The following is a 26550-nucleotide window of genomic DNA, read 5'->3' on the forward strand; positions in this document are numbered from 1 at the left end:
CCACCCATGAAACCAGATATACCAAACGCAGGATGCGACAAACCAAACGCAAGCAACACGATAAGGCCACAACGCCCATCGTTTAAGCGCTAAAGGAACAGATGCCAGTTCCGCCTCAGTCACAAGACCGGCTTTCAGAAAAGCGTTGGGCGTTGACAGAATATCGATCATCAACCCCATGCGATGAAAACGGTCAATTCGCTGTTTTCTTTTCCAAAAACGTTTATGTCTACAAACTTTCTCGTTTTCACTGAAATAACTTTCCAGTTCGTCGAGTTTTGTATATTCGGCATAAAGCATCAGTCCCAAAATAACAAGCATCCCACCAAACCACACGATGGTGTAAGCAAGAAAAAGATCCATGGCTATGCGCCCTCTGGCTGGAATATCAAATCACCATTAACTTCCAGGATCTGCCCACCCAGAAACGCCCCGCCATCGCCGAACAAATTACCGCCCTCATATCCACCCGCAGCACCTCCGATAACACTACAGATCAGTTCACCACGCCCTTTAGCCGCAATATCTAAAAAGATGTTGCATGCACACCGACTTAATTTAGCGCCATTTCGACGCCGCACCATCTACGCCAAACGGACCAAGCGACGGTGCCGATAACCCAAATGAGGCCAAGGTAATAGGGCCACAACACCCAACGCTTGAGCGCTAACGGCACAGACACCAGTTCGGCTTCGGTCACGACACCTGCTTTCACATAGCGTGCTGAGTCAGACAGTAAATCAAACATCAACAACATGCGGTATTGCCTGTCGATCCAATGATTTTTTCTCCAGAATCGCTTATTGGCGCGGACCCTTTCGTTATGAGTGAAATAACTTTCCACTTCGTCGAGTTTTGTATATTCGGCAAACAGCGCCAGTCCCAAAACAACAAACGCCCCAACAAAATGCACAATGGTGAAGGCAAGAAAAAACGACACGCTTAAGCCCCCTCTGGCTCGAAGATCAAATCACCGTTAACCTCCAGGATCTTTCCACTCAGTAATGCAAGCCTACCGCCTGCCCACCCGCAGCGCCGCCAATATCTGCGCACGCCAGCACCCCTTGTCCCCTCATCGAAGCGCCCAAATGTGGATGTACAGTATTTTTTGAAAGTTATGTAAGACATTTCAGATTTCGATATCGTACCAACTGCGCCAGACAGCTCCAACGAGCAATGCAAGAGCCCAAATGTGGCACAAGCGATAGGGCCATAGAGCCCAGCGTTTGAGAGATAATGGAACGCAGGCCAACTCGGCCTCGGTCACAAGTCCTTCTTTCACATAGCACTTTGGCATTGAGAGGATATCGATCATCAAACCCATGCGATGAAATCTGGCGAGTCTCTGGTTACGCCCCATTTACGTTTGTGCTCAAGAACCATTTTGTTCTTACTGAAATAACTCTCCAGCTCTTCCAGCTTTCTATGTTCGGCAAATAACATCAGTCCTAACATGACGAAAGTAAAAACTATCAACAGAGTGATGTAGACAAGAAAAAATCCACAGTCAAATCCACTCTGACCACCCATGAAACCAGATATACCAAACGCAGGATGCGACAAACCAAACGCAAGCAACACGATAAGGCCACAACGCCCATCGTTTAAGCGCTAAAGGAACAGATGCCAGTTCCGCCTCAGTCACAAGACCGGCTTTCAGAAAAGCCTTGGGCGTTGACAGGATGTCGATCATCAACCCCATGCGATGAAAACGGTCCATTCGCTGATTTCTTTTCCAAAAACGTTTATGTCTACAAACCTTCTCGTTTTCACTGAAATAACTTTCCAGCTCGTCGAGTTTTGTATATTCGGCATAAAGTATCAGTCCCAGAACGATAAACGTCCCAACAAACACAACAATGGTGTAGACAAGAAAAAAATCCACAGTCAAGTCCACTCCGACCACCAATTGAACCAGACGTACCAAATGCCGGCAGTGACAATCCAAATATAAGAAACACAATATGGCCATAATGCCCATCGTTTAAGCGCTAAAGGGACAGATGCCAACTCAGCCTCAGTCACGAGGCTGGCTTTCAGGAAAGCCTTAGGCGTTGACAGAATATCGATCATCAACCCCATGCGATGAAAACGGTCAATTCGCTGATTTCTTTTCCAAAAACGTTTATATCTAAGGACCTTCTCGTTTTCGCTGAAGTAACTTTCCAGCTCGTCGAGTTTTGTATATTCGACAAAAAGCATCAGTCCCAAGAGGACTAATACTCCAATAAAATTCACTACAGTGAAGGCGACAAAAAACGACATGGTTAAACCCCCTCTGGCTCGAATATCAGGCTCCCGTTGACCTCCAGTATCTTTCCCCCCAGAAACGCTCCGCTATCGCCAAGTATATTGCCGCCCTCATAACCACCCGCAGCACCTCCGATAACACTACAGATGAGTTCACCACGTCCTTTAGCCGCAATACCTAAAAAGATGTTGCATGCACGCCGACTTAATTTAGCGCCGAAACTTGCAGCTCCAGCCGCCCCCGACACCGCCCCCACCAACCTCCCCGTCTCCACATACTTCGCCTTCCTGCACTGCGCCTCTCGCCCCGTCACACACGCCTCCTTGATCTCCAACCCCGCCACGCCCACATCCAGCGCCACGCCCAGATAGGTCCCCTTGCCCAACCACTTCGACATTTGCGCGGTCTCCCGAATCCGCTGTGCATACCCGGCGATCTCACCTTTATGCAGATAGCTTTTGGTCGATATTCCCAGCACCTTTTTCAACGATTCATGCCCCTGCAGCCCTGTGCCAAAACGTGCCGCGCCTTGCAGTTGCAGGTCCAGGCGGCGGAACAGGGTCTGGCGCTGTTGGATAAAGGCATCGCGGTCCAATGCACCGTCTTTCAAGCGCTGATGCAACTGCTCGATTTCTTCCAAGGTCTGCGCCACGTCATTAAGATGCCGCGCCCAGGCCGCTGTGGCGCTGCCGATGCCTATGGAGCTGTATGCCATAAAGCTTTGTAACAAGTCATAGTTGCCGATCAAGGCCTTGCCGGTGGATGAGTTCATGTCCAGGTTGCGTCGCACTACTTCGGCATGCCGCATCAACCAGGCTTCCTCGCCGGAACAACTCACGCTGTGGGGATCGGGAATAATCACCAACTGCCCCGGCGTGACCAGGCCGGGGCGCAGGTGTCGGTTCAACACATCAAAATGTTCGGAACGTTGTCGGGTCGGGGCGCTGCCCATCAGGCGGGATTTCAAGCTGTGGTAGTCCGTGGTGCGGTCGTTGATATAGCTCTGCGCCATGCCCTACATCCGGGATGCAAAGAAGATGGCGTGGAAATATAAGCAAGCGCCTACGCCCCGGACACAAGCGCAGGTGGGGTGAAGCGCATTTGGGAAGTTGCCTACTGGGTGAGGAAATAGCGCCTACGGAAACGCCCCTAATAGCCAGTCATCTCCAAGTAACCCACCCCACCGTCAAAGCGCACCGGGCCTTCCCAGTACGGAATACTCAGGCTCATCCAGGCGTTCGGGTTTAGCGCCTCGGTGGTGATGTCCAGCTGTTTGCTGGGGATCTTCAGCGACCAGCGCGTCGGTATCTGGCGCCCATCGATGGCGGTAGTGTGCAACGGCGTCAGTTGGATATCGCCATTGTGCAGGGTCTGGGTATGGCCTTCGCGGTCGATCCAGGTGCCGGTCAGGTAGGGCGCACCGTCGGTTTGCCGCACCCGGAACAGCATCAGTTGTGCGCCGCGATCCAGGTGCAGGGAGAACCAGTCCCAGCCGCTCTGGCTGGCGCTCAGCGGTTGGCTGCTCCATTCGCGGTCGAGCCAGGCGGGGCCGCTGACCTGATAGGTCTTGCCATCAATGCTTACGCTGCCCTCGGCGCTAAAAAATGGCTGGCTGTAGTAATACGACGCCTGGCCCTGATCGGATTTGCGGCTGTAGCCGTTGTCGCCCTGTAACACCAGCGGGCGCTGGGAGGTCAGGCGCAGGTCGTAGGCAAATTGCGCACCGTGGGCCTTGAGTTGCATGTCGGTCAATGCGCGGGTGGCACCGGGGCGGCTGGCGAAATTCCAGTCATCGATCCAGGCATTGAACGGCGCCGCTTGCGCCCCGGCCTGGCCCACGCCGCCACGGGCAAAGCGTTCGGCGGCGTAATGGCGGGTGGCGGATGTGACGGCCGCATGCCCGAGCCACAGGGTGGAGTCGTGCCAGCCCGGTTGGGTGGGCCCGGCCTTCAGGGCGTTGCGAAACAATGTCCACTGCACACCGAACTGATTGCCCTGGGCATCCTTGAGATTGGCGGTGACGTACCACCATTCGATGCGATACCCCGCGTGGGGGCCATGGTCTTCGGGAAAGCTGAAGACTTTGCCGGGCACCACTTGGGCAAAGTCCGCCGCATCGCTGCCAAGGCCGGCGAAGCTTTCCGCGGGCGCAGGGGCTTTATCGCAGGCCGCCAGCAGCCACAGCACAGCCCAACACAACGACCTAACCTTCATGGGCAAATGTCCTCAACAAGTCCGCCGGACGGCTGCGATACAACTGCCACAGCGGCCAGGCCGAAGCCAGCAACGTGGCCAGCAGTGCCAAGCCCAGCAATTGCGCCAATTGCCATGGGAACACCTGCAACGGCAGGCGCCAGCCGAACGCCTGCACATTGATCACCGCGTCCAGGCACCACGCCAACAGCAGCCCCAGCGGCAGCGCCAGGCACAAGGTGAGCACCGCCAGCAGCCAGGTCTGGCCGAGGTTGAGCAGCATCAATTGTCGCCGCGTCACGCCCAGCGCCCACAACGGTGCGAGTTGACCGAGGCGGCTCTGGCTCTGGGTCAGCAGGCTGATGAACAACGCCACCCCTGCCACGCCGAGGGTCAGGCTATTGAGCGCGGCGGTGGCGGCGAAGGTGCGCTCGAACACCTGGCTCGACCAGCCCTTGAGTTGCTGCTGATCGATGATGCGGCTGTCCTCCAGGGCAAACACCCGTTGCAGGTCACGGATCAGCGCTGGCACATCGGACGGCGCGACCCGCAGGTTGAAACGCGACGGCGACAGGCCCTGCCAGTGGCTGAGCAAGTGGGTGGCATTGATCAGCAGATGGCCCTTGGGGTTGCCGTAGTCGGCGTAGATGCCTACCACCTTCGGCGTCCACGGCCCCTGCGGCGTCGACAGGTTCAGCGTGTCGCCCACGCTGACTGCCAGGCGGCGCGCCAGTTGCTCGCTGAGCATCACGCTGTCGCCGTCACGCAATTGGTCCCAAGGCGCGCGCGCCGCTTCCAGCAACGGCCAGTGCTGCCGATAAGTGGGATCGTCAACCACCCCTGACAGGTCCGCCGGCCAGCCTTGCACCTGCACCGCCACCTGCCAGTTAGGCAGTACCGCACGCACCCGTGGTTGCTGCGCCAGCCAGGTGCCCAGTTGCTCGGCCTGGGCCGGGCTTTGGGGGTTGAGGTACAGCTCGGCGGTCAGGCGTTGTTCCAGCCAATGATTGAATGTATGGCGAAAGCCCGAGGTCATGGAACCGGCACCGATATTGGCGGCCAGCGCCAACAGCAACGCCATCAGCGCCAAGCTCAGGGCCGGCAGTTGCTGACGGCAATCGGCGAGAAACCATTGGCCGAGCACCGAGCGACTGCGGCCCAGCACTGCTTTGAGCAAGCCGTTAAGCAACACCGGCAAACCCAGGGCGGCGCCCAGCAGCAACGCGGCCATCAACACAAAGCCGGCGGCCAGGCTATCGCCGCGCCACAGCGCCAACAGGGCCACCAGCAGCGCGAAGGCGGCCACATAGCCTTGACGCCGCAACCAGCGCCCGTGGGCCTCGTGCCAGGCCTGGGCATTGGCCAACGCCAGCAACGGCAGGCGCGCCGCACGCCATAGGCTACTGGCACCGGCGAGCAAGGCGCCGAGCAGGCTAACGCCCAAACCGGCCAGCCACCAGCCAGGGTTCAGGCTCAATTGCCCCGGCACTTCGGCGCCATACAGACCGCGCAGGCTGGCGGCCACATCCGGCAGCAACAGGCTGGCCAGCAGGTAACCACTGGCCACGCCGAGCACGCCGCCGAGCAACGCCAATACACCCAACTCCACCCCTAAACCGAAGATCAGGCAACGCGCGCTGACGCCGCAGGCACGCAAGGTGCGCAGTAACCCGCGCCGCTGCTCCAGGGCCAGGCCGATGGCGGCATGCACGATAAACAGCCCGACTACGAAGGACAAAAAGCCCAGTGCGTCGAGGTTCAGGTGAAAACTGTCGGTCAGCCGCGCGAGGTTGTTGTCCTCGCCCTGCTTGAGTTGTAGCCCGGCGGGCGGCATGGGGTGGTCGGCGGCGAAGGCGTTGTCCAGCAACAGGCGTGACAAGCGCTCGGGCATCCCCAGCAACGGCTGGGCGAAAGCGATATCCGTGAGCAACAGCCCAGGTGCCATGTCCGCTTGGGCCTGCAACGGCGGCAGGCGCTGCCCGTTCAGCGTCAAGGGTTGCTCGCCCGCTTGCAGCCCGAGGGCCTGCAAGGTTTGCGGGGCGACCCAGGTGCGGCCCGGCGGCGCGAAGAACGCCAGCATCTGCGCCTGGCTCAAGCGCTGCCCCGCCACCGCGCCACTGCCCGGCAGCGACAGCGGGTCGATGCCCATCAATTGCAGGCGCAGGTCTGCATGCCCTTGAAGTTGCACCCTGCCCTGCACCACCGGCGACACCGGCCACCCGGCACGGCGCAACTGGGCAAACAGTGCCTGGGGAAAACTGGCGCCGTCCGGCATCGCGAGGCTGGCCTGGGGTTCGCCGCCGATCAATTGGCTGGCGCGGGCGTAGCTGTCGCGCGCCTGGCTGTTGAGGGCTTGCACCCCGGTCAATAACGCGGTGGCCAGCCACAGGCCGGTGAGCACGCTGAAAAACTGCACGGGATGGCGACGCCAATGACTGAGCAAGGCGCGCAACGTCCAATAGAACACCGCCATCTCAGACTGCTCCCGCCGCTACGACCTGGCCGCGATGCAGCACTACCTGGCGATCCAGTCGTGCAGCGAGGCGTGGGCTGTGGGTGACCATCAACAGGCTGGTGGGGCTGTCGCGCAACAGGTCGAGCATCAGTTGCAGCACCTCGTCGCTGGTGGCTTCGTCGAGGTTGCCGGTGGGCTCATCGGCCAACAACAGCCGCGGACGCGAAGCCAACGCACGCCCCACCGCGACCCGCTGCTGCTGGCCGCCCGAGAGTTGCTCCGGGTAACGCGTCAGCAAATCCCCCAGGCCCAGGCGCTCGATCAATTGCGCCTGCCAATGGGCATCGAAACGCCCCGCCAGCCGCGCCTGGAATGCCAGGTTGTCGGCCACGCGCAAACTGCCGATCAGGTTGAATTGCTGAAACACCAGGCCGATGTCCGTACGCCGCCAGTGCGCCAGTTGCGCCTCGCTCATCCGGTCCAGGCGCTGTTCGCCGATCTGGATACGGCCACTATCGACTCGATCCAACCCGGCCACCAGATGCAACAGCGTGCTCTTGCCGCTGCCCGACTCCCCCATCAACGCCAGGCTGCTGCGTGCGGCCAGGTGCAGATCGACACCGGCCAGCACCGTCAACGGGCCCTGAGGAGTGACATAGCTTTTAAACACGCCTTGCACCTGCAACATGGGAGCACTCGTTTGATGGGTGGCCATCGAGGATAACGGCTGCGGTCCGAGCCCACGCAAATTTTTCACATGGATTTCACCGGACGGCCACCCGTCACTCTTTAAATTGCCGGCCAAGCGTCATCCGTCGGCAACTTGTTAGTTGCTACGCCTGGCAACTTTTAAACGCTCCATGTTCAGCGAAAAGACAGCCGCTCTGTGACAGCTTCTGGCTCCACTCAAGGCACTCGCCAACATGTCGCGCCCAATAAATAAAACGCTGGCGACAGCGCCCAAGGTGAATGAAGTGGTTGACCTGACCCTGACCAAACCACGCGCACGCCGACACTTTCTCAAGCGCTTGTCAGCGCTCTGGCTGGGCATTACGGTAGTTGCCTTGCTGGTGACTGCTTTCATGAACTGGCCCTTATCGCCACGGGACTTGGGAGTCGGCAATCGCCTGCTGAGTTCATCGGTGTTGCCGCTCTGGCGCGATGGCGATCTGATTGTGCTGGTGCGCCACGAAGAGCGTTGCGACCGTTCGAGCAACCCGTGCCTGGGCCCCGTCGAAGGCCTGACGATTGAAGGCAGCCAACGCGCCGAACAACTCGGCAAAGCCTTTAAATCCTTGGGCATGGAAGGCAGCGACGTGCTCGCCAGCCCGACCATTCGCACCGCCCAGACCTCCCGCTTCATGTTCGACAAGACCGACGTCACCGCCAGCCAGCAAGCCGTCTGCGGCGCGGCCATGGGCGAGGAATTGCTCAGCCATAAACAGCCCGGGCGCAACCTGGTGTTCGTCACGCACAGCGGCTGCATCGCCGACTTTGAAACCCATCTGGGCTACCCCCGTGCGCGGTTTCCCGAGTACGGCAGTGCACTGTTCGTGCAAGTTCTGCCCAACGGTAAGTTCAAAACCCTGGGCATTGTTAATAACCCCGATTGGCCCGCTGCCCTCAAGCAACTTTAAGCACAGTACAACGACCGCCACAGCGTGTTCAGCAAAAAGACAGCCCTGTTCTGGCATGTTGAATTGCGTCTTTAAATCAGGACGCCATGACTCTTTCTCGCCACTTAGTGAACGCTTTGGTTCTTCCGCTATGACTTTATTAGTTCAAACGGTCTCCATAAAACGTCAAGGAGCGACGTTGCCATGCCCCGCATAAAACCGTTGCACCTGCTGTTATTGGCCTTCGCAGGGTTTTATCTGCTGCCCTTGGGCCTGCACGGTTTGTGGACGCCGGATGAAACCCGCTACGCCCAGGTCAGCCAGCAAATGCTGCTCAGCGGCAATTGGGTGGCACCGCACTTTATGGGCATGCGCTATTTCGAAAAACCCGCCGGAGGCTATTGGCTGATCGCCCTGGGCCAAGCCGTGTTCGGCCAGAACCTGTTCGGCGTGCGCATCGCCTCGGCCCTGACCAGCGGCCTGAGTGTGTTGCTGGCCTATCTGCTCGCCCGCCGCCTGTGGAATGACCCGCGCAAAAGCTTCGCCTGTGCACTGCTCTACCTGAGCTTCGGCTTGATCGCCGGCCAAGCCGGGTATTCCAACCTCGATCCGCTTTTCACGCTGTGGGTCAACCTGAGTCTGGTCGCGTTGTGGTTTGCCCTCGACAGTCAAACACTGCCTGGCCGACTGAGCGCCTGGGCCATCGTGGGGCTTGCCTGCGCCATGGGCTTTATGACCAAGGGCTTTCTGGCCTGGACGCTGCCGGTGTTGATCGCCGTGCCCTATATGCTCTGGCAACGGCGCCTGGGGGAATTGCTGCGCTACGGCCCACTGGCGGTACTGGTGGCGGCGCTGGTGTGCCTGCCGTGGGTGTGGGCGATTCATGTGCAGGAACCGGATTTCTGGCGCTTCTTTTTCTGGAACGAACATATTCGCCGCTTCAGTGCCGAGGATGCGCAGCATGTGCGGCCGTGGTGGTTTTTCCTGCCAATCATGGCTGTGGCGTGCCTGCCCTGGGCGGGGCTGCTACCCAACACCCTGCGCAAGACCTGGCAGGAAAAAAACCAGGCCCCCATTCGCTTCCTGGCCCTGTGGCTACTGCTGCCGCTGGGATTCTTCAGCCTCAGCAACGGCAAGCTGCCGACCTATATCATGCCGTGCCTGCTACCGCTCGCCCTGCTCATGGGGCACACCTTGACCGACCTGATCAGCCAAGGCAAAGCCCGGTCGATCTGCCTTAACGGCCTGCTTAATTTCGCCATTGGCATGGCGGCGATGATCGGCCTGATTTACCTGCAAATCGCCCGACCGCTATACGGCAATAGCCATGCCGAGATGTTCAGCCTGTCCCTGACCTTTATCGTGCTGTTGGTGTGGATTCTGACCAACCTGCTGCAAGCCTTCCGCCCGTTGACGCTGTGGGCCATGCCGACCCTGGGCATCGGCCTGCTGGTGGTACTGCTGCCCGCCGGCATGCCGGCGCTGATCACCGACAATGAAATGCCCGACCAATTCGTGCAAGAACACCTGGGCGAACTGCAGCAAACCAGCGCCTTGCTGAGCAACCAACTGGAAAGCGCCAGCGCCCTCGCCTGGCGCCTGCAACGCCCTGACGTGACGTTGTACAACACCGAGGGCGAATTGCGTTACGGCCTGCAATACCCCGATGCCGCGCAGCGTAAGGTGGGCGTGGCGCAGGTTCAGGACTGGCTCAAAGAGGCCCGCCGTCACGGCCCGGTCGGCGTGCTGCTGCGGGTCGGCAGCACCAGCGAAATGGCCGAGGCTGGGCAACTGCCGCTGGGTGGTAAACGCTACAACAAAGGCTATCTGGAACTGACCCTTTACCCGCAGGTGCCCTGATGCCGGTCTTTCCTCGCAGCGAACGCGGCGCCTTGCTGTTACTGCTCGGCGTCTGTGCCCTGTTGCTGTTGTGCGGGCTCGGCGCGCGTGACCTATGGGGGCCGGAAACTCGCTGGGCGAACATTGCCTTGCAAATGTTGCAGAGCGGCGATTACTTCGACCCGTACCTCAAAGGCGCGCCGTATTACGACAAACCCCTGCCCTCCTACTGGATGATCACCGGCATGGCGCACCTGATGGGCGGCCTGGGCCCGTGGTCGCTGCGCTTACCCTCGGTCATCGCCGCGTGGTTGAGCGTGTGGCTGATCTACCTGCTCGGCGAGCGCCTGTTCCGCAAAGGCACCGGTCTGATCGCGGGCTGGATGCTCGCCACCACGTTCTACTTCCTGTTCTGGGCGCGGGTGGCCACGGCGGATGTGCTAACTCTGTGCGGCGTCCTCGCCGCCGTATGGTGGTACTGGCGTGGGCCGGACGACACACGGTTGGGACGTTACACCGTGTTCTGCCTGCTGCTGGCAGCGACGTCGCTGTTCAAAGGCTTGATCGGCGTGGTGCTGCCAGGCCTGGTGTTGCTGCCGCACCTGCTCAGCAAGCAGCGCTACAGGCAGCACCTCAACCTGCGCTTGTTACTGGCCGCACTGATTGGCGGCGCGGCATATGCGGTGCCGTTCGTGTTATCTCACCTCTACGGCGCAGCGACTTACGGCGAGAGCGGCCTGGCGTTGGTGTTCCGGGAAAACGTGGTGCGCTTCTTCGATCCCTTCGACCACATGGGGCCGATCTACACCTACCTGATCTACCTGCCCGCCTACACCCTGCCCTGGACGCCGTGCTGGCTGCTGGGTCTGTGGCTGGCCGTGCGGCACTGGCGCCATACGCCTGCCAATGTGCGCTGGCTGGTTTGGGGCTTGGGTCTGTTATTTGTGTTTTTCACCGCCAGCGGCAGCCGACGCAGTTACTACGTGCTGCCGCTGGTGCCATTCGCCCAGCTGTTGGCCGCTTGGTGGTTGAGCGAACGCCTGGCGAAAAAGCCGGCCAGTGGGACGCGCTGGCACAAGGGTTTCGCCATCGCCGCCGTGGTGATGCTCGGTGTGCTCGGCGTGGCCTACCCCTGGAGCAACGGCAATGGCGGCGTCACCCGCTTTGCCGAGGATGTGCGCACCGAGGCGGTCAAAACCGCGCCGTGGGATCAATGGCAGATGGTCATGTTGGAAGTCGACAACAAGGTGCCCCTGTACCTGCAAAACCAAGGCAACGCGTTTTACTACGTCAGCCAGGCCCAAAACTTCCCGCGCCAAGGCGACAGCGCCGCGTTCATGGCTTGGCTGGACACCACCAGCGGCCGGCACTTTGACCCACAGCGCACGATTATCGTCACAGCGTTCTCCAAGGACGACCCGATGCCGCTGGCTTACCTCGCCGCAGACCATCAGATCATCACAACACAACCGGATAACGGCGAACGGCTGTTTCAGGTGCGCGAGGACGGCAGCAGGGCGTTCATTCCTCGCCAGCCCTGAGGTGGACGGGCGAGCTGATCTACTGTCCCTGATATCCAAAAGAATGGATCGGCACTTTTGATGCTTGAATGCTGAAACGATTAAAGCCCTGTAGGAAATTGGCTAGTAATTGGCGAGGACAACTTGAACAAAGGAATCTTCTCTTTAAGATTTTTTGTATATATTTCAAATACTTAAATAAATATAAAAAACTGACCTACGAAACCCTATCCGGAAACACCCCTTAGAAGCGTCGAATTAATGACGTGGTTTTTATGGCACGTTGTGTACCTCGTTTCAGTTGGATAAGTAGGATTAGGCCCTTATGTTTCAAGCAAACTCCCCGGGCGACCATTAACGGTGCTCGACCTCGACGATCAACGGGCCATGGATGCCCAGCCCTACGCCCCTCAGAGCCCACACTTTTATGCGCAACTGGGCGAGGTGATAACCCACAGCGGGCACGCCCATTTCGCCGACCATCTGCTGCATCTGGTAAACCGATGGGTGCCTACCCAGTGGGTCGATCTCAGCCAATGGGCGTTTGACGAATTGCCCGAGCGCGTCCTCGATATCACACGGCTGGGCAGCGCCGGCCACCCGCAGGCACGGCCGCCACGCCTGCCCTCGGCGAAGGACCACCCCTTGGTGCGAGCCATGCTCGACATGCAAGACCCGCTGCTGATCCAGCTGAACCCCAGAATCAATAACCTGCACCAGTGCCATCTGGTATCGCGCCACGGCAACCAACGCTGGGTGATCTCGCTGTTCCGGCCCTACACCGAACACGGGTTTTCCCTGACGCAGTTGTCATTCCTCAAGTGCCTGTCGGATACCCTTCTACCGTTGCTCGAACACCACGCCCAACTGCTGCGTCAGGCGCCGCGCAAAACGGATCACGCGCTGCCGGAACAATCGCAGCTGCAGCAGGCGTTCTACCGGCGCTTGTCTCTAGAGAACATCAGCCTATCGGCGCGCGAGCAGGAGGTGTGCCTGGGCCTGCTGACCGGCAGTACCGTGCCGCAGTTGGCGGAAAAACTCAGTGTGAAGAACAGCACGATCGAAACCTACCTCAAACGCGCCGGCGCCAAGCTGGGCATGAGCGGCCGGCACGGTCTGGCCAAGTGGATGATAGGCGCCGGTGAGTCTGGATACGGTAAGCGTTGACGCAGTCTGCACTGGACTAATGGGGTGAGCGATCACCCCATCGCCAGACTGAACGGCGAAAATTCCGCAAACCGCCAGCGCAAGGCCAATGCCGCCGGGCGCCGAACCATGTGCTCCACGGTCACTGTCCACACGCGCTGGGCGCCTTCGAACAGCGCCACTTGCGGCCCGTCCAGGATCAGCGTGGTGCGCCCGACAAGCTGCAACACATCCCCCGTGTCGAAATCGATAAACAACAGCCCTGCCACCGGGTTGGCCGCCAGGTTGCCCAAAGTGTTGAAGAACAGGTTGCCGGCGTAGTCGGGGATGGTCAGCACGTTGCCGTCGACGCGCACGAAACCGGTATTGCCGCCCCGGTGGGAAACATCCACCGCGCGCTCGCTGTCGGTGTCGACGTAACTGGCGACGAAGAAGGTGTCGGCGCTGCGAATCAGGTGCTGCGCGGCGGCGTCCAAGTGATCATAACGCTCAACCGCACTGCCCGGTTTGCGGGCGACGCCTTCGACCGGGCGCAATTGGATGTACTTGGGGCAATTACCGAAGGTGTGCACCACGTCCACCGACAATCCTTCGTGGTCAAGGGCACCGATGCGGCCGTTCATGCGATTGCGACGACGGGTATTGAGGTCGATGCCGAGTACGCCCACCGACGCGCCCTGATGCAGCCCCGCACGGGCCGGATCGCCCGCCGAGGGCAGGCTGTCGATCTGCAAGCGCTGCGGGTCGGGCGAATGCACAAAGCCCGGCGCACCTTCCACCAGGGTCGCCCAGGGAAGGCCTTGCGCATCCACCGCGCCCAGCACCAGGTACGGCAGCAAGGGGTAGAAATCCCGGTGCTGTTCGGGCAAGTGGTCGCGAATCACCTTGGGCCCGACCATCGCCATGCGCTCGGCAACGCCGGCGCTGTGCTGCATCTGCCGCTCGCCGGCATGCCAAGGGGACTGTTCGATCGGGTTCATAGGGTCACCTCCATTAGGGATAGGCGAATGCTGCGCCCCGATACGCGACGGGGGAATCACCACCTCCGGCAATCCACTGTTACGCCAACTGAAATGCCGGATGCCCGCGCAGCGCGCTCACACAGTGTTCGACAAAACTGCGCACGCGCATCGGCGCCTGCCTGCCCTCGCGGTACACCACCTGCACCGGCAGCGGTGGTCCGTCGAAGTCCGGCAGCACACGGCGCAGGGCGCCGCTGAGCAAATGCTCATGCACCGGATAACTGAGGCAGTGCAACAACCCTGCGCCCTGTACGGCGGCATTGATCGCGCCTTGCACCGTGGAACAGGCCAGACGCGCGCGGGTGCGGAACGGATCATAAGAGGCGGGGCTGGCGATCAAGCGATGCTGCTTGAGTTCATCGAGGTGGGTGGGTTCACCGTGGGCAGCCAGGTAATCGGGGCTTGCGCACAGAATGGGTCGCACCTGGCCCAAAGGACGCGCGATCAGCGCTGAGTTGGGCAATTCGCCCACCAGGATCGCCACATCCAGCCCCTCCTCGTACAGGTTAGGGTGAGGGTCCTGATAGCGCACCAGCAAGCGCATGTCGCGGTAGTGCGCCAAATAGTCGGCCAATACCGGCGCCATCACGTAGCGGCTGAACAGTAACGGCAAACACACCCGCAGGCTGCCCTGAACCTGCATCTGCAAGCCCTTGGCCGAGGCTTCGGCGGCGTCGACGGCGGCCAGCAACCGTACGCAATCGGCTAGGTAGGCAGCGCCGGCAGTGGTGAGGCTGACGCCGCGGGTGCTGCGCTGCAACAACGCCACGCGCAGGCGCGCCTCCAAACGGGCAATGGCGCGCACCAAGGTCGGGCCGGACACCCGTGCAGCGCGCGCCGCCGACGCCAGGCTCGGTTGCCCAGCCAGCGCGGCGAACAACTGCATATCGCGATAACGCTCCATCAAAGCGAGTGCCGGTCGGACGGGTTCAGCGCAGCATCCTGGCTCAGGCGCTGGCTGAGAAAGTCGACAAAGGTGTTGACCCTGGCCGGCACGCGCCCACGGTTGTGGAACACCACCTGGATCGGCAGCGGCGGCGGCTCGAAGGCGTCCAGCACAATCTCCAGCTCACCGGCCGCGACCGCCGCAGCGACCTGATACGACAGCACCCGCGTCATCCCCCAACCTAGGCGCGCCAGGTGGATCGCCGCGTTATTCGCCGAGACCACCAGGCGTGGAGTAATCGGCACCGTCAGCGAGCGACCGTCGTCGACGAATTGCCATTCGCTGACCACTTGGCTGGCCGACGAGGTGGCAATCGTAGCCTCGCGCAACTGCCCGGGATGTTCGGGCCGGCCATGCCGCTCCAGATAGCCCGGCGCAGCACACACCACGCGGCGCACTTCGCCGACTTTTAGCGCCTGCTGCCCCGGCTCATGCAGATGGCCGATACGCACGGCCACGTCGACACCTTCATCGGCCATGTTCACCACACGATCGACCAGCAGCGCGTTGATCGTCACCTGGGGGAATCGGTCGAGGTATTCGCCCAACAGCGGCGCCACATACAGCTCGCCGAACAGCACCGGGGCGGTCACCGTCAGGTGGCCCCAGGGGCTGGCGTAACTGCCCGCCGCCGCCTCCTCGGCCTCGTCCAACTCGGCGAGGATGCGTCGGCAATCTTCCAAATAACGCTGGCCGGCTTCAGTCAGGTGCAGGCTGCGGGTGGTGCGCGCCAGCAGCTGTGTGCCGAGGCGTTGTTCCATCGCGGCGATGGCACGGGTCACGCTGGGGGGCGACGTATTTAACCGCCGTGCTGCCGCAGCGAAGCCCTGCTCCTCGGCCACCGCCAGAAAAACCTGCATTTCATGAAATCGGTCCATTGACGCTCCCTAGCTCGATTGCAAACCGACGGCTGTGCGCGGCATACCGACAAAACCCGGCAGGGCTTCGATGCGCCCCAACCAGGCGCGTACCTGAGGGTAGTCGGCCAACGACACATTGCCTTCCGGCGCGTGAGCCACGTAACTGTAGAACGCCACATCGGCAATGCTCGGCTGCTCGCCCACCAAAAACGATGTCTGACTCAGTTGCTGCTCCAACAGGCTCAACAACCCATGAGCCCGGCTGATGGCCAACGGCGCATCCACATCGGCGCCAAACACCACCGCCAGCCGCGCGGTGGCAGGCCCTGCGTGCAGCGGCCCGGCGGCGGCCGACAGCCAGCGCTGGACCCGCGCCTGCCCCACCGGGTCACTCGGCAGCCATTGGCCGTTGCCGTACCGGCTCGCCAGGTACACCAGGATGGCATTGGAATCGGCCAGCACCACGCCGCCGTCATCGATGGCCGGCACCTGACCGAAACTGTTGATGTTGGCCAGAAACGCCGCGCTTTTATGCGCGCCTTGCTTGAGGTCGACCAGGATAAATTCACTGGGCAGCCCCAACAGCGACAACATCAGCTCGACTCGATGGGAGTGGCCGGACAACGGAAAACCGTAAAGTTTGATCGCAGGCTGAGACATGACAGGCTCCAAAAAAGTAGTAGGTAGGCAGCGCTGACCATCTTCCAGCGCTGCTGCCACCGATGGAATCACCACGGTTCACAATCGAGCATTTCATCTGGCGAAACAATGCCCATCCACATATATCCGGCAGCCAGGTGCAGCAGGCGCATCGAGGTTTCATGGAAAAAATTCAAACTATCGCCAACTGCATGGCTCAGAACTTCACGTTCAACGTTTAGCAGGAGGCGACATGCAGTATCGACAACTGGGCCATTCGGGTCTGCTGGTATCCGAAATCATCCTGGGCACCGTACCGTTTGGCGGCCGCGCCGAGTTTGAGAAATGCGGCAGCGTCGACGTGCCCCAGGCCAGGCGCATGTTCGACATCGCGTTCGACGCCGGGGTAAACATGGTCGACACCGCCGACCTCTATTCCCATGGCTTGGCCGAGGAAGTGGTCGGCAAGGCGCTTGGCGACAAGCGCAACGACATCCTGCTGGCCACCAAAGGGCGCAGCCCGGTGGACAACAACAACCCGAACAACTCCGGCTCGTCGCGCTATCACTTGATCCGAGCCTGTGAAGCCAGTTTGAAGCGCCTGGGCACCGACCATATCGACCTGTATCAGCTGCACAACTGGGACGGTATGACGCCCATCGAGGAAACCCTCGAAGCCCTGCGCTTGTTGGTGGGTTCGGGCAAGATCCGCTATTTCGGCACCAGCAATTTCACGGCCTGGCAAATGATGAAAACCCTGGGCAAAGCCGAGTTGCACGGCATGCTCAAACCCATCACGCAACAGATCTACTACACACCGGAATCCCGCGAGGCCGAGTACGAGTTACTGCCGCTGGCCCTCGATCAGCACGTGGGCACCCTGGTGTGGGGACCGATGGGCGAAGGTCTATTGACCGGCTCCACCCGCCGAGGGCAAAAGCCGCCGGCCAATACCCGCCAGGGCAGCGACTGGCCGGAACCCTACGTGCATGATCATGAGCGCGCGCTGGACATCATCGAAACCCTCGCCGCGGTAGGCGACGAGCACGGCGTCTCGGTGGCGCGTACGTGCCTGGCGTGGCTCAAGGATCGTCCGGGCATCACCTCGTTGATCGTCGGCGCGCGCACCGAGGAACACCTGCGCGATAACCTGGCGGCCACCGAGTTGAAGCTCACCGAGGCGCAATCCTCCCGCATCGAAGCCGTGACACGGCGCCAGCCGTTATACCCGTACTGGCACCGCTTCACTGCCGGGATCGATCGCTTTGATCCGGCTGAACAGCCGTTCTTGGCCGAACACCGCAAGACCCTGGACGCGCGCCAGGACAAGTAAGGCAAGGCGGCCCTCTGCGTGAGGGCCGCCTTGCAATCGCCTGCCATGCTGCCTATATTTGCGGCCTGGCGCGATCCACGCCACCTTCCGCGGAAAGGGCTGCGCCCAGGACACCGCAACACCCATCCGATTGCTACGACTCCCCACCTGACAGCGGAAAAAGGTAAGCCCAGGAGCTCGTATGTCGCCACGTCCCGTCACCTCCACCACCGATGGTCGCCTCAACCTTGAGCAGCAGCGCAAGCGCGCCAAGGAATTGCTGCCGCATCTCAAAGCCCAAGACCCCGGTGCAACCTTGTCCCAGGCCCAATGGCAGATCGCCAAGCAGTTGGGGTTCAGCAGTTGGCCCAAGCTCAAGGCCCATGTCGACGCCCTCGACTTTGCCGCGCGCCATCCCGATTTCCACGCCAGTGATGAAGCCCGCACCACCCATTGGCGCTGCGGCAGCGACATCGCCCACACCTTGCAACTGTCCGGGTTCCAGGGCCAGTTCCGCATGCTCACCGACCCGCTGTGCATGGGCCCGGTACGCGACCTGCCCGCCGAGGCGTTTCGCGCTCTACGCAGCGCCTTTATCAGCCAGGCCTTCGCCCTGGACTTGGCCACCGTGGCGCGCCGGGTCGACGATGAATACCAGCAATTGCAGGCGCTGGCCGACGACACGCCGAGTGTGTTGTGGTGCGAAGCGGACGCGTATGACCAGCTGTTCCTGATCCGTGTCCTGGCCGGCCTGGACCGTGCTCCGCGCCAATTGGAGCTGATTGAAGTGGCGCAGATTCCAGGCGTCGAACGCTTTATCGGCATCGGCCAACTGGCCCCGGACGTGCTCGCCTGGCTGTGGCCACAGCGGCGCTTGATCGGTGACGACGCGGTGCAGCTGGCCAAACAGGCCTGGTCGGCCTATTGCGATCCGTCACCGCTCAAACTGGCGCAACTGGCACACGCCCATCACCCCGCCCTACCCTTGCTGGGCCCGGCCTTGTTGCGTCAGTTGCAAGAATTGCCTGGCGCCCAGGACGGCCTGTCGCTGACCGAGCGCCTGGCCTTGACCAGCCTCGCCGACACCGGGCCCATGCCCTTCGGGCGTGTATTCGCCGAACTGATGGCCAAGCGCGAACCACTGCCGTTTCTGGGCGACATGATGTTCCATGCGCTGCTCCGCCCGCTCATCGATGGCGCGCAACCGTTACTTACCGAAAGCGCAACACAACTGGAATGGCCCCGTCGCGTGCTGACGCTGACGCCCCTGGGCCATCAGGTGCTCAGCGGCCAAGCCTATTGGCTCGACCACGCCTCACACGAACGCTGGGTCGGCGGCACTTGCATCCGCCCCGGCGAGCCGCACTGGGTGATTGACCACGCGCTGCGGCCAGTCTGGAAGACCTGAGAAAATAGGTTTTTTTGTGGTGAGCGGGCTTGCCCCGCGCTGGGCCGCGAAGCGGCCCCCAAACCAAGCCCCCTCGGTGTGCCCGATAAAAACACAGTGTCTGGAGTGGGGCTGCTTCGCAGCCCAGCGCGGGGCAAGCCTGCTCACCACAGCGCTATATCTCAGCCTTTATGATTTGCATAGATATCTACACATCCGCAGTGAAAACAAATCCGAGAAAATGAGCTTTCTGTGGTGAGCGGGCTTGCCCCGCGCTGGGCCGCGAAGCGGCCCCCAAACCAAGCGCCTCGGTGTGCCAGATAAAAACGCAGTGTCTGAAGTGGGGCTGCTCCGCAGCCCAGCGCAGGGCAAGCCTGCTCACCACAGCGTTATGAGCCAGCCTTTTCGATGACGCAGGCAGTTCAAACCTGCTTACTGAACAGGCCGCAACAACTGCATCTGCTGGCGATAGTCATCCGTCACTTGTCGCGCCTGGCTGCTGCTGGTGATCACCCTCGGTGTAATCAGCACGATTAATTCCGTGCGGTCCTTGGACTTGCTGGTGTTGCCGAACAACCAGCGCAATCCCGGAATTTTCCCAAGGTAAGGCACCGCACTGACACTCTCGGCGTTGTCCTGTTTGATCAAGCCGCCGAGCAGCACCGTCTGCCCGCTCTGCACCGCGACTTGGGTCGAGACCGAGCGTGTGGAGATGCGCGGATTATTTTGCGTGTCGCTGTTGGCGGCCTGGTCCTGGGCGTCGCTGACCTGCTGCTGAATGTCCATGTACACCAGGCCGCCCGGATTGATGCGCGGCACCACGTCGAGGATCACACCGGTCTGCACGTATTCGACGCTGCTCAAGGTGGTGTCGGAGGTGCCGGTGTTGACCGTGGTCTGGCTGATGGGGATATTGTCGCCCACTTGGATCTGCGCCGGTTGGTTGTTCATCACCACCAGCGACGGCGCCGACAGCACTTGGGTACGGCCGTTGGTTTCCAGGGCGTGCAGGGCCACTTGCAGGTTGGAGCTGACGAAGGAATAGAACAACGAATCCGTCGCCCCCAGCCCTGCCCCGCCACCGCCCAGCGCACCTTGGCTACCGGCGGCGTTGGCCACGGTGGTGCTGGTGGAATTACCGGCCAGGCGCCCCAAGTACCACTGCACGCCCAGGTCCAGTTCACCGGTGAGTTTGACTTCGAGGATGCGCGTCTCGATCTGCACTTGCAGCGGCGGGTTGTCGAGGCGTTTGATCGCCGATTCGATCTCTTTCCACTGCACTGGGCGCGTGCGTACCAGCAGTTGGTTGCTGCTCTTCTGCGCGGTGATGCGGGTGCCGGCGTCGAGGCTTTTGGTCGGGGCGCCTTCACTGGCGTCCTGGGCGGTGCTGTCCTGATCGGCTTCGGGCTCCTGCTCTTCATCCTCCGCGGCGGGTGGGTTGTTATTGAGGTTGTTACTCAAGCCGCCCGGCGTACTGCCGGAGGTGCTGTTGGTGCCGGGGGATGACAGGGCCGCGGTGCGCAGGCCAGGGGCGACTTTAGCCGGGGCGTCGTCCTTGATCGCGCCCGTGCCGTAGATCTGTCGCAAGTACTTGGCCAGGTCGGTGGCCTTCATATTGCGCACGTCATACACGTACATCTGCGGCTCGTTGCCGCCGCCCTCATCGATGGTGTGAATCCAGTCGCCGACTTCGCTGAGGTACTGCGGCTGCGACGAGATCGCCACCACCGAGTTGGTCCGCTCAATCGGCAGGAAGCGCACCATGCCCGCCAAGGGCATGCCACTGTCGGGGCCGAACATCTTTTGCAGCTCGGGCATCAGCTCCGCCACCGAGGCACGTTGCAGGCCGAACACTCCCACGGACATGCCTTTGAGCCAGTCCACATCGAAGGTGTCGATGGTGTCCTGATAGTTGGCCAACTCTTCCGGAGTGCCGGCCAGGCTCAGTACGTTGCGCGCCGGGTCCACCAGCAAAAATGCGTTCTCGCGGGCGAATGGCTTGAGCAGTTTCTGCATCTCGGTGGCCGAGATATAGCGCAACGGAAACAGCCGCGCCGACAGCCCGCTGGACGGCTGTGCCACGCGCATCTGCGGCACCAGTTTGCCCGCCACCGCCTGGCTCGCCGGCAGGATCACATAACGGTTGCCCTGCTGGATCATGGCATTGTCGGTCCAGGACAACAGGGTTTCGAGGATTGACAACGCCTGCTGCTTATTCACCGGCTTGGAGGTGGAAAAGCTGACAGTGCCTTTCACGCCCTGGGCGATGCTGTAGTTCTCGTGCAGCAGGTCGCCCATCACGCTGTTGATCACCGCTTCGATGGGCTGGTCGGCGAAGTTGAACACGATGTCGCCGCCGCTCTCCTCGCGACCGGCGGGTGCGGCGCTTGGGGGGCGAACGAAGGACTGGTTGCCACGGATCAACTGGCGCTGGGGTGGGGTTTTCGCGCTGGGTTGGGGATTGTCGAGCGGTGCCTGTTCCGTTGTCGGGTCCACCGGCGGGCGTTGCGAACCGGTGCCTTGCAACGCTTCGTGCAACAGCGCCGGGTCGGCGTCCAGGTGCTCGGGAAAGGTCCCGCAGCCACCGAGGGTGACGGCGGTGGCCAGGCAAAACGCAGTGGTGCGCAAAGCGCCAGGGAAAGTATCGATCAAGGGGTGGACTCGTGAGGAAGGGTAATCGGGGGCGTCATGGACGGCGGCGGCAAACGCGGGGTTTTGAGGCTCAGGGTTTGCGTGCGGCCATCCAGCACAAAACGGGCGTCGCGTGGGGTGAGCTGTTCGAGTCGCCAGCCGTTGGGCAGGGTCTGACCCTGGTGGACTTTGAGCGGCGGGCCATCCGCGCGCTTGAGCAGCGCCACCCGCACGTTGCCGTCCAGAAGGACGCCGGTCAGCACCAGGCTCGAAAAGCCGGACACACCGGCCTGACCGACAGCGCGGTCAGGGCTGCGATCCGGGCTGAACAGTGGCGCCTGCCAGGTGCCGGCCAGGCTGTCGAGACTTGCACTCGGTGCATTCAGCACCTTGGGCGCGGCCTGGGTACGCGCATCCGGCGCTGGCGCCGGCAGCCATTGGGGTGCGTCGCCGATGCTGCTGAGAATGCCGGCCATCAGCAGGCCCAACAGCGCGGCCACGCCGAGCAATACCCATTCGAGGGGGCGCAATACACTGATCATGGCTGCACCTGCCGCGCGCTCGCCGGTTGCAGGTAGCCGCGCACCAACAGGTGCACCACCAGCTTGCCGGCACCGCCACTGACCGGCGCGCTCGGCGCGCGGCGAATGCTCATTTCATCAACGAACAGAAACGGCCGCTGGTATTCCAGCTCGTGCAGAATCGCGGTCAACGGCTCGATGGCGCAATTAAGCGTGAGGCTGACTTTGACCTGCCGATAGGGCTCGCTGTTGTCTTGTTCCGGGGTGATCGGCATGCGTTGGGTCAAGCTGCAACCGCCGCCGACAGTGGCGCGGCTGTTGATCAGGTCGGCGATGCGTTGCATCAAGTCGGCGGCCACCGCGCTGGGGTCATCGCCGGGCAATAGGCTGGTGCTGCTGGTGGGGTCCTGGCGCGCCTGCTCCAACTGTTGGCGCAGGCTGTCGGCCTGGCGCAGTACCCCGGCGTAGCGTTGTTGTTGCTCGCGTAACTGCTCGGCTTGCTCGCCCATAGCGCGCAAGGGGCCGGCGAACCAGCTGTCGATCAACAGCCAGTACACGGCGCCGAGTACCAGAGCGAGGCCGATCAGGGCGGCGCCACGGCGTTCACGGGGTGTCAGGGGTCGGCGCATCAGCGGCCTCCTGGTGCAGGTGGGCGCGCAAGGAAAACTGATCCTTGCCGGTTTGCGCATCGGGTTGGATCACCCCTTCGAACTGGGCGTTTTCCAGGCTGCGGCAGCCTTTGATCCGAGTGATCAGCGCGCTGGCCTTGGCGCTTTGGCCGGAGAAGGACACCTCGGCACCGTCGCCGACTTCCAACTGGTCGAGCCAGGTGTCGGGCGGCAGGCACGCGGTCAGTTCGTTGAGCAGCGCCGACAGCGGCGGTTGCGCCATTTTGCGGCGGATCAGGTACTGCGCGGCGCCGCGGGTATTAAGCAGTTGCTGGCGCAACGCTTGAACGTCGGCCACTTGCGCTTTTTGCTCGCGCACGCTCTGCTGCATGGCCTCCAAAACCCGTTGACGGTCATCGAGCCACAGCACCATGGCGCCGATCATCAAGGCGCCGCACAGCCACGGCAGGCGGCGCTGCAAGCCCTTGCCGGCCGGACGCTGACGGCGGCGCAGCGGCTGCGGCAACAGGTCGACGCCCAGGGCGTTGCCCCCAGCGTCCTGCACATCCACGGCATGAGGCTGCAACCCCAGGGCGGCGCAGTCGCTGAGGATCTGGTCCAGACGCTCACGTAAAATCGCCACCACGGTCACGTCGACATGGGTCGGCATGCGGCGCTCCTGGCGGGCGACGAAGTACAGTTGGTCCGCATCGAACGGGGTAAAGCGATCCAATTCATAACCCACCACCGTGGACAGATTGCGCGCCGTCGCCGGCGGCAGCCGCAGGGTTTGCATCAGCACCGCCTGCGGAGCCAGCAACAGCACCTGGCGCACCTCCCCCACCACTGGCGGCACGGCGGCGGTCAGTGGCCAGTGGTAGAGCCGGTCGGGGATATCGTGCAGCGACAGCCAGCGCGGCAGGCAGCCACGCAGTTCCTTGAGCCACAGTCGCCAGCCCTGTTGCAACAGGCTGCCACGCCAGCGCTGGGCGATGGGCGCCGTAAGCGGCTGCAGGCGCGCCGCGAGGAAGTCATTCATTCTTGCCAACGGAGTACTCGATAAGGTTGGGCGCTGCCTTGCGCGGGGCTCAATAACACGGTGGCCTGCAACCGGGCGTGATAGCGGCCGGGCCGTTCGGCGTGGCTGTCGATCACCAGCACCTCGCCGGGGTCGGCGCCCACCGCGCTCAGGTGCGGCAGGTTCAGGGCACGGCGCATCAGGGCGCTGGCGAAGGCTGGGTCAGGCCGGTCGAGGCCGCTCCACAGGCTGATCTCGGGTACGAGTGCGCTGTACAGCGCTTGGGTCATGCCCGGTAATTGACGCAGTTCTTCCACCACGCGAAACGGCGCCAGGCCCTGGTTACGACGCACCTCCAGGTCCCGCGCCACTTGGTTGGCCTGGGCCTGGCTGGCACCACAGGCCAGGGCCAGGCGGGCAAAATCGGCCACCTCGGCGCTGTTCAAATACAACTTGCCGCGCTCGCTGCGCAGGCTGACGCGCAGCTGCGCATCGTCGAATACCAATGGGATTTCGCGCCCATCGGCGATCCACTGTTTGCGCTGCAACGGGTCGGCGAACGCCTGCATCGCCAGGGCGATACCCGCTTCGGCCGCGAGCACCGCCTGGGTGTGCTGGCGATGCCACGCCGCCTGACGCGTTTCCAGTTGCACCCAACCGGCCAGGCCGCCCAGCAGCAGGCTGAGCAACGCCAATACCCACAGCACCAGCAGCAACGCGACGCCGCGTTGATGACGGATCATTCCGCGGCCCCGCTGGATAGGTTCAGGCGCAGCGCAATCACTTGGGTCACCCACGGCACCGGGCCGTTGACCCGCGCGGCGATCCGCACCGTCTGCGGCAAGCGCCGCGACCATGGCCAGTCACTGAGCCAGCCGGTCGGCTGGCCCTTGGGCGACAAGCCGCGATAGCTCAATTGCAGGTCTTCGACATCGCTGAGCAACACCTGCGGCTCGCCGCGTGAGGCCGGCACACTGACCTGGGCCGGCGACTCAAACCGCGCGAACGCCACCTGCAAATCGCGCTGCGCCTGGTCGCCGGTCAACTGCAAGGTAAAGCGCTGGATGCCGCCGCCGAGCACGCCGGGCAGGGTTGCGACAAACTGCATGCGCTGGGCGCTGCCGACAAAGAAGCCATCGGTCTGGCTGTCATCCTCGGTAACATCCAAGGGCAGCGCCTCGCTGATCGACGTACGCAGAAACTGCTGCGCCGCGCGTATTTCATCCAGGCTTAGCGTGTACCGCTGTGCCTTGAGCACCGCGCGATTGGCCCCCAGCAGCGCGCCCCCGACCAGCACCAGCAGCACCCCCAGCAAGCTGATGACGATAAGAATTTCCAGCAAGGTGAAGCCCTGTTGTCGCGTGTTCACAGGCTCGCTCCGCGCAATTTCAAGGTGCTGAATTGCGCGCTGCGCGGGCCTTCGCTGACGGTCAGGTCGAGGCGAAACAAATGCGGCTGGCCGAGGCGTCCGGGTTGTTGGGCGATACGCAACTGCCAGGCGATGCCGTCCAGTTCGCCCTGGCGCACGCCGTTGGCGAGGGGCCCGGAGGCTTCCTGGTCCATCACGCTAAGGGCGGCGTGGCTGAGGCGGTCGCTGTGGGTCACTTGCAGCAACGAACGTGCGCTTTGGCCAAAGGCGACCAGCAGCACCGTGCTGCACAGGGCCATCAACAGCAGCGCGGCGAGCATTTCCAACAAGGTGAAACCGCCTTGTTTTTTCATGGCAACGCCTTGGATTGCACGCTGCCGGTCAGCCAGCCGATATCGATGCGCCAACGCCGCGTGCCGTGGGCCAGTAGCAGATGACCGCCGGTGGAGCTGCCGTCGGGGTAGAACTCAATCGCGGAGCCGGCCTGCTCGGCGGTGTGCAGGGTCACTTGCAGCTCGGCGGGCCAGTGTTTGGGTGGGCGATCCGGAGCTTGGAAGCTGAGTGTGTTCAAGTCGAACAGCGTGCTTTGCGTGGCGCCGCTGACAATCGCCCGCGCCCGCGTGCTGCGCAGCGCTTCAACCATCTGCCCTACCACCTGGCGTTCCTTTGCCGCGCGCAGGCCCTGTTGCAGGCCAAACCCAACCAAGCCGGCCGCGACGCTGATCAGTACGATCACCACCAGCATTTCCAGCAGGGTAAAGCCGCGTTGGCGGGCGGGCATGGGTTATTCCCAGTTGCCCAGGTCGGCGCTGTAACCATCGCCGCCGGGCTGGCCGTCCTGGCCGTAGAAAATCAGGTCGAAGGCGCCGTGTTCGCCGGGGAAGCGGTAACCGAAGGCGTGGCCGAACGGGTCTTTGAGGTCCGACGGTTTGGCATACGGACCGGCCCACCCGGCGCTGTTGGCGGGTTTGTCGACCAGTTGCTGCAAGGTCTTGGGCGGCGAGCCGACGTCCAGGCCATAGCTTTCGATCTTCATGCTCAGGCTGGCCAATTGGGCCTTGCCCGCGCCGTACTTGCCCTTGTCCACGTTGCCGCCGACCTGGCGCACCACGATGGTCGCGACGATGCCCAGCAGCACGATCACGGCGAGCATTTCCAGCAAGGTAAAACCGCCCTGGCGGCGGGCGGGTTTGAATCGGGTATGGCGCATGGGAGTG

Annotated in this window: 27 protein-coding genes; 6 read left to right on the forward strand and 21 right to left on the reverse strand. The window is 62.0% G+C overall.

What is annotated here, in order from left to right; all coding sequences use genetic code 11:
- From ACFZPT_RS19655 to ACFZPT_RS19690, 8 genes are all read right to left on the reverse strand, one after another.
- On the reverse strand, window positions 1-363 hold a 363-nt coding region (locus ACFZPT_RS19655; protein WP_323156937.1), incomplete at its 3' end, for a hypothetical protein.
- Window positions 364-553: 190 nt separating this feature from the next.
- Window positions 554-940 (reverse strand): hypothetical protein, encoded by a 387-nt coding sequence (locus ACFZPT_RS19660; protein WP_034115644.1) that lies wholly within the window; start codon window positions 938-940, stop codon window positions 554-556.
- A gap of 567 nt (window positions 941-1507) precedes the next feature.
- Window positions 1508-1885, reverse strand: coding sequence for a hypothetical protein (locus ACFZPT_RS19665; RefSeq protein ID WP_047882636.1), 378 nt, complete (start codon window positions 1883-1885; stop codon window positions 1508-1510).
- A 2-nt stretch (window positions 1886-1887) separates the two neighbouring features.
- Window positions 1888-2265, reverse strand: a complete 378-nt coding sequence (locus ACFZPT_RS19670) for a hypothetical protein (protein ID WP_034111024.1) — start codon at window positions 2263-2265, stop codon at window positions 1888-1890.
- A gap of 2 nt (window positions 2266-2267) precedes the next feature.
- A complete protein-coding gene (locus ACFZPT_RS19675) occupies window positions 2268-3263 on the reverse strand; it encodes a hypothetical protein (RefSeq protein ID WP_034111025.1) in 996 nt (331 codons plus the stop codon).
- A 137-nt stretch (window positions 3264-3400) separates the two neighbouring features.
- Window positions 3401-4465 carry a lipocalin-like domain-containing protein gene (locus tag ACFZPT_RS19680; protein WP_034111027.1) on the reverse strand — a complete coding sequence of 355 codons (1065 nt, stop codon included), beginning with the start codon at window positions 4463-4465 and terminating at the stop codon, window positions 3401-3403.
- On the reverse strand, window positions 4455-6917 hold the full coding sequence (locus ACFZPT_RS19685) for an FtsX-like permease family protein (RefSeq protein ID WP_034111029.1): 2463 nt from the start codon (window positions 6915-6917) through the stop codon (window positions 4455-4457). The genes ACFZPT_RS19680 and ACFZPT_RS19685 overlap by 11 nt, the downstream gene beginning before the upstream one ends.
- Before the next feature lies 1 nt (window position 6918).
- Window positions 6919-7587, reverse strand: a complete 669-nt coding sequence (locus ACFZPT_RS19690; RefSeq protein ID WP_034098980.1) for an ABC transporter ATP-binding protein — start codon at window positions 7585-7587, stop codon at window positions 6919-6921.
- A gap of 235 nt (window positions 7588-7822) precedes the next feature.
- Between ACFZPT_RS19690 and ACFZPT_RS19695 the strand changes: the two genes are divergently transcribed.
- From ACFZPT_RS19695 to ACFZPT_RS19710, 4 genes are all read left to right on the forward strand, one after another.
- Window positions 7823-8536: a histidine phosphatase family protein gene (locus ACFZPT_RS19695; RefSeq protein ID WP_052229497.1), complete on the forward strand. Its 714-nt coding sequence runs from the start codon at window positions 7823-7825 to the stop codon at window positions 8534-8536.
- A gap of 183 nt (window positions 8537-8719) precedes the next feature.
- Complete coding sequence (arnT, locus tag ACFZPT_RS19700) at window positions 8720-10375, forward strand: lipid IV(A) 4-amino-4-deoxy-L-arabinosyltransferase (protein WP_034111031.1); 1656 nt, start codon at window positions 8720-8722, stop codon at window positions 10373-10375.
- The gene (locus ACFZPT_RS19705; RefSeq protein ID WP_034111033.1) at window positions 10375-11895 is read left to right on the forward strand and encodes a glycosyltransferase family 39 protein; all 1521 of its coding nucleotides are present in this window, start codon (window positions 10375-10377) and stop codon (window positions 11893-11895) included. Before arnT ends, ACFZPT_RS19705 begins: the two co-directional genes overlap by 1 nt.
- 366 nt (window positions 11896-12261) lie before the next feature.
- Entirely contained in the window at window positions 12262-13041 is a 780-nt protein-coding gene (locus tag ACFZPT_RS19710; RefSeq protein ID WP_034098983.1) for a helix-turn-helix transcriptional regulator, read from the forward strand.
- Window positions 13042-13073: 32 nt separating this feature from the next.
- Here the strand turns inward: ACFZPT_RS19710 and ACFZPT_RS19715 are convergent, their stop codons facing one another.
- The 4 genes from ACFZPT_RS19715 to ACFZPT_RS19730 all read right to left on the reverse strand — a co-directional run bounded on the left by ACFZPT_RS19715 (window position 13074) and on the right by ACFZPT_RS19730 (window position 16508).
- The gene (locus tag ACFZPT_RS19715) at window positions 13074-14000 is read right to left on the reverse strand and encodes a pyridoxamine 5'-phosphate oxidase family protein (RefSeq protein ID WP_034111035.1); all 927 of its coding nucleotides are present in this window, start codon (window positions 13998-14000) and stop codon (window positions 13074-13076) included.
- Between the two features lie 79 nt (window positions 14001-14079).
- Entirely contained in the window at window positions 14080-14946 is an 867-nt protein-coding gene (locus ACFZPT_RS19720) for a LysR substrate-binding domain-containing protein (RefSeq protein WP_379559063.1), read from the reverse strand.
- Window positions 14946-15866 (reverse strand): LysR family transcriptional regulator, encoded by a 921-nt coding sequence (locus ACFZPT_RS19725; RefSeq protein WP_034098987.1) that lies wholly within the window; start codon window positions 15864-15866, stop codon window positions 14946-14948. The genes ACFZPT_RS19720 and ACFZPT_RS19725 overlap by 1 nt, the downstream gene beginning before the upstream one ends.
- A gap of 9 nt (window positions 15867-15875) precedes the next feature.
- Window positions 15876-16508 (reverse strand): glutathione S-transferase family protein, encoded by a 633-nt coding sequence (locus ACFZPT_RS19730; protein ID WP_034111040.1) that lies wholly within the window; start codon window positions 16506-16508, stop codon window positions 15876-15878.
- 232 nt (window positions 16509-16740) lie between these two features.
- On the opposite strand from ACFZPT_RS19730, the gene ACFZPT_RS19735 reads away from it, so the two are divergent.
- Together ACFZPT_RS19735 and ACFZPT_RS19740 are read left to right on the forward strand one after the other, a co-directional pair.
- Entirely contained in the window at window positions 16741-17820 is a 1080-nt protein-coding gene (locus ACFZPT_RS19735) for an aldo/keto reductase (protein WP_034111042.1), read from the forward strand.
- A gap of 181 nt (window positions 17821-18001) precedes the next feature.
- Window positions 18002-19207: a DUF1835 domain-containing protein gene (locus ACFZPT_RS19740; RefSeq protein WP_379555603.1), complete on the forward strand. Its 1206-nt coding sequence runs from the start codon at window positions 18002-18004 to the stop codon at window positions 19205-19207.
- A 411-nt stretch (window positions 19208-19618) separates the two neighbouring features.
- On the opposite strand, the gene gspD is transcribed toward ACFZPT_RS19740, so the two are convergent.
- The 9 genes from gspD to gspG are packed head-to-tail and all read right to left on the reverse strand — an operon-like array spanning window position 19619 to window position 26543.
- Window positions 19619-21838, reverse strand: coding sequence for a type II secretion system secretin GspD (gspD, locus tag ACFZPT_RS19745; RefSeq protein WP_379555602.1), 2220 nt, complete (start codon window positions 21836-21838; stop codon window positions 19619-19621).
- Window positions 21835-22359 (reverse strand): general secretion pathway protein GspN, encoded by a 525-nt coding sequence (locus ACFZPT_RS19750; RefSeq protein WP_034098993.1) that lies wholly within the window; start codon window positions 22357-22359, stop codon window positions 21835-21837. The genes gspD and ACFZPT_RS19750 overlap by 4 nt, the downstream gene beginning before the upstream one ends.
- On the reverse strand, window positions 22356-22967 hold the full coding sequence (gene gspM, locus ACFZPT_RS19755) for a type II secretion system protein GspM (protein WP_034111048.1): 612 nt from the start codon (window positions 22965-22967) through the stop codon (window positions 22356-22358). The genes ACFZPT_RS19750 and gspM overlap by 4 nt, the downstream gene beginning before the upstream one ends.
- Window positions 22942-23985 (reverse strand): type II secretion system protein GspL, encoded by a 1044-nt coding sequence (locus ACFZPT_RS19760; RefSeq protein WP_034111050.1) that lies wholly within the window; start codon window positions 23983-23985, stop codon window positions 22942-22944. The genes gspM and ACFZPT_RS19760 overlap by 26 nt, the downstream gene beginning before the upstream one ends.
- Entirely contained in the window at window positions 23982-24707 is a 726-nt protein-coding gene (locus ACFZPT_RS19765; protein WP_034098996.1) for a general secretion pathway protein GspK, read from the reverse strand. Before ACFZPT_RS19765 ends, ACFZPT_RS19760 begins: the two co-directional genes overlap by 4 nt.
- Window positions 24704-25333 carry a prepilin-type N-terminal cleavage/methylation domain-containing protein gene (locus ACFZPT_RS19770; protein ID WP_034098998.1) on the reverse strand — a complete coding sequence of 210 codons (630 nt, stop codon included), beginning with the start codon at window positions 25331-25333 and terminating at the stop codon, window positions 24704-24706. Before ACFZPT_RS19770 ends, ACFZPT_RS19765 begins: the two co-directional genes overlap by 4 nt.
- The gene (locus ACFZPT_RS19775) at window positions 25330-25686 is read right to left on the reverse strand and encodes a prepilin-type N-terminal cleavage/methylation domain-containing protein (protein WP_034111052.1); all 357 of its coding nucleotides are present in this window, start codon (window positions 25684-25686) and stop codon (window positions 25330-25332) included. The genes ACFZPT_RS19770 and ACFZPT_RS19775 overlap by 4 nt, the downstream gene beginning before the upstream one ends.
- Window positions 25683-26114 (reverse strand): GspH/FimT family pseudopilin, encoded by a 432-nt coding sequence (locus tag ACFZPT_RS19780; protein ID WP_034099001.1) that lies wholly within the window; start codon window positions 26112-26114, stop codon window positions 25683-25685. Before ACFZPT_RS19780 ends, ACFZPT_RS19775 begins: the two co-directional genes overlap by 4 nt.
- Before the next feature lie 3 nt (window positions 26115-26117).
- Complete coding sequence (gene gspG, locus ACFZPT_RS19785) at window positions 26118-26543, reverse strand: type II secretion system major pseudopilin GspG (protein WP_034111054.1); 426 nt, start codon at window positions 26541-26543, stop codon at window positions 26118-26120.
- Between the last annotated feature and the right edge of the window lie 7 nt (window positions 26544-26550).

The organism is Pseudomonas sp. MD330_10 (genome assembly GCF_042610415.1).
GTDB lineage: Bacteria > Pseudomonadota > Gammaproteobacteria > Pseudomonadales > Pseudomonadaceae > Aquipseudomonas > Aquipseudomonas rhodesiae.

Excerpts from the sequence above, each read along its gene's own strand:
- ACFZPT_RS19670 (WP_034111024.1), bottom strand. The coding sequence starts at position 2,265 with ATGTCGTTTTTTGTCGCCTTCACTGTAGTGAATTTTATTGGAGTATTA.
- ACFZPT_RS19675 (WP_034111025.1), bottom strand. The coding sequence starts at position 3,263 with ATGGCGCAGAGCTATATCAACGACCGCACCACGGACTACCACAGCTTG.
- ACFZPT_RS19680 (WP_034111027.1), bottom strand. The coding sequence starts at position 4,465 with ATGAAGGTTAGGTCGTTGTGTTGGGCTGTGCTGTGGCTGCTGGCGGCC.
- ACFZPT_RS19685 (WP_034111029.1), bottom strand. The coding sequence starts at position 6,917 with ATGGCGGTGTTCTATTGGACGTTGCGCGCCTTGCTCAGTCATTGGCGT.
- ACFZPT_RS19690 (WP_034098980.1), bottom strand. The coding sequence starts at position 7,587 with ATGTTGCAGGTGCAAGGCGTGTTTAAAAGCTATGTCACTCCTCAGGGC.
- ACFZPT_RS19695 (WP_052229497.1), top strand. The coding sequence starts at position 7,823 with ATGTCGCGCCCAATAAATAAAACGCTGGCGACAGCGCCCAAGGTGAAT.
- arnT (WP_034111031.1), top strand. The coding sequence starts at position 8,720 with ATGCCCCGCATAAAACCGTTGCACCTGCTGTTATTGGCCTTCGCAGGG.
- ACFZPT_RS19705 (WP_034111033.1), top strand. The coding sequence starts at position 10,375 with ATGCCGGTCTTTCCTCGCAGCGAACGCGGCGCCTTGCTGTTACTGCTC.
- ACFZPT_RS19710 (WP_034098983.1), top strand. The coding sequence starts at position 12,262 with ATGGATGCCCAGCCCTACGCCCCTCAGAGCCCACACTTTTATGCGCAA.
- ACFZPT_RS19715 (WP_034111035.1), bottom strand. The coding sequence starts at position 14,000 with ATGAACCCGATCGAACAGTCCCCTTGGCATGCCGGCGAGCGGCAGATG.
- ACFZPT_RS19720 (WP_379559063.1), bottom strand. The coding sequence starts at position 14,946 with ATGGAGCGTTATCGCGATATGCAGTTGTTCGCCGCGCTGGCTGGGCAA.
- ACFZPT_RS19725 (WP_034098987.1), bottom strand. The coding sequence starts at position 15,866 with ATGGACCGATTTCATGAAATGCAGGTTTTTCTGGCGGTGGCCGAGGAG.
- ACFZPT_RS19730 (WP_034111040.1), bottom strand. The coding sequence starts at position 16,508 with ATGTCTCAGCCTGCGATCAAACTTTACGGTTTTCCGTTGTCCGGCCAC.
- ACFZPT_RS19735 (WP_034111042.1), top strand. The coding sequence starts at position 16,741 with ATGCAGTATCGACAACTGGGCCATTCGGGTCTGCTGGTATCCGAAATC.
- ACFZPT_RS19740 (WP_379555603.1), top strand. The coding sequence starts at position 18,002 with ATGTCGCCACGTCCCGTCACCTCCACCACCGATGGTCGCCTCAACCTT.
- ACFZPT_RS19750 (WP_034098993.1), bottom strand. The coding sequence starts at position 22,359 with ATGATCAGTGTATTGCGCCCCCTCGAATGGGTATTGCTCGGCGTGGCC.
- gspM (WP_034111048.1), bottom strand. The coding sequence starts at position 22,967 with ATGCGCCGACCCCTGACACCCCGTGAACGCCGTGGCGCCGCCCTGATC.
- ACFZPT_RS19760 (WP_034111050.1), bottom strand. The coding sequence starts at position 23,985 with ATGAATGACTTCCTCGCGGCGCGCCTGCAGCCGCTTACGGCGCCCATC.
- ACFZPT_RS19765 (WP_034098996.1), bottom strand. The coding sequence starts at position 24,707 with ATGATCCGTCATCAACGCGGCGTCGCGTTGCTGCTGGTGCTGTGGGTA.
- ACFZPT_RS19775 (WP_034111052.1), bottom strand. The coding sequence starts at position 25,686 with ATGAAAAAACAAGGCGGTTTCACCTTGTTGGAAATGCTCGCCGCGCTG.
- ACFZPT_RS19780 (WP_034099001.1), bottom strand. The coding sequence starts at position 26,114 with ATGCCCGCCCGCCAACGCGGCTTTACCCTGCTGGAAATGCTGGTGGTG.
- gspG (WP_034111054.1), bottom strand. The coding sequence starts at position 26,543 with ATGCGCCATACCCGATTCAAACCCGCCCGCCGCCAGGGCGGTTTTACC.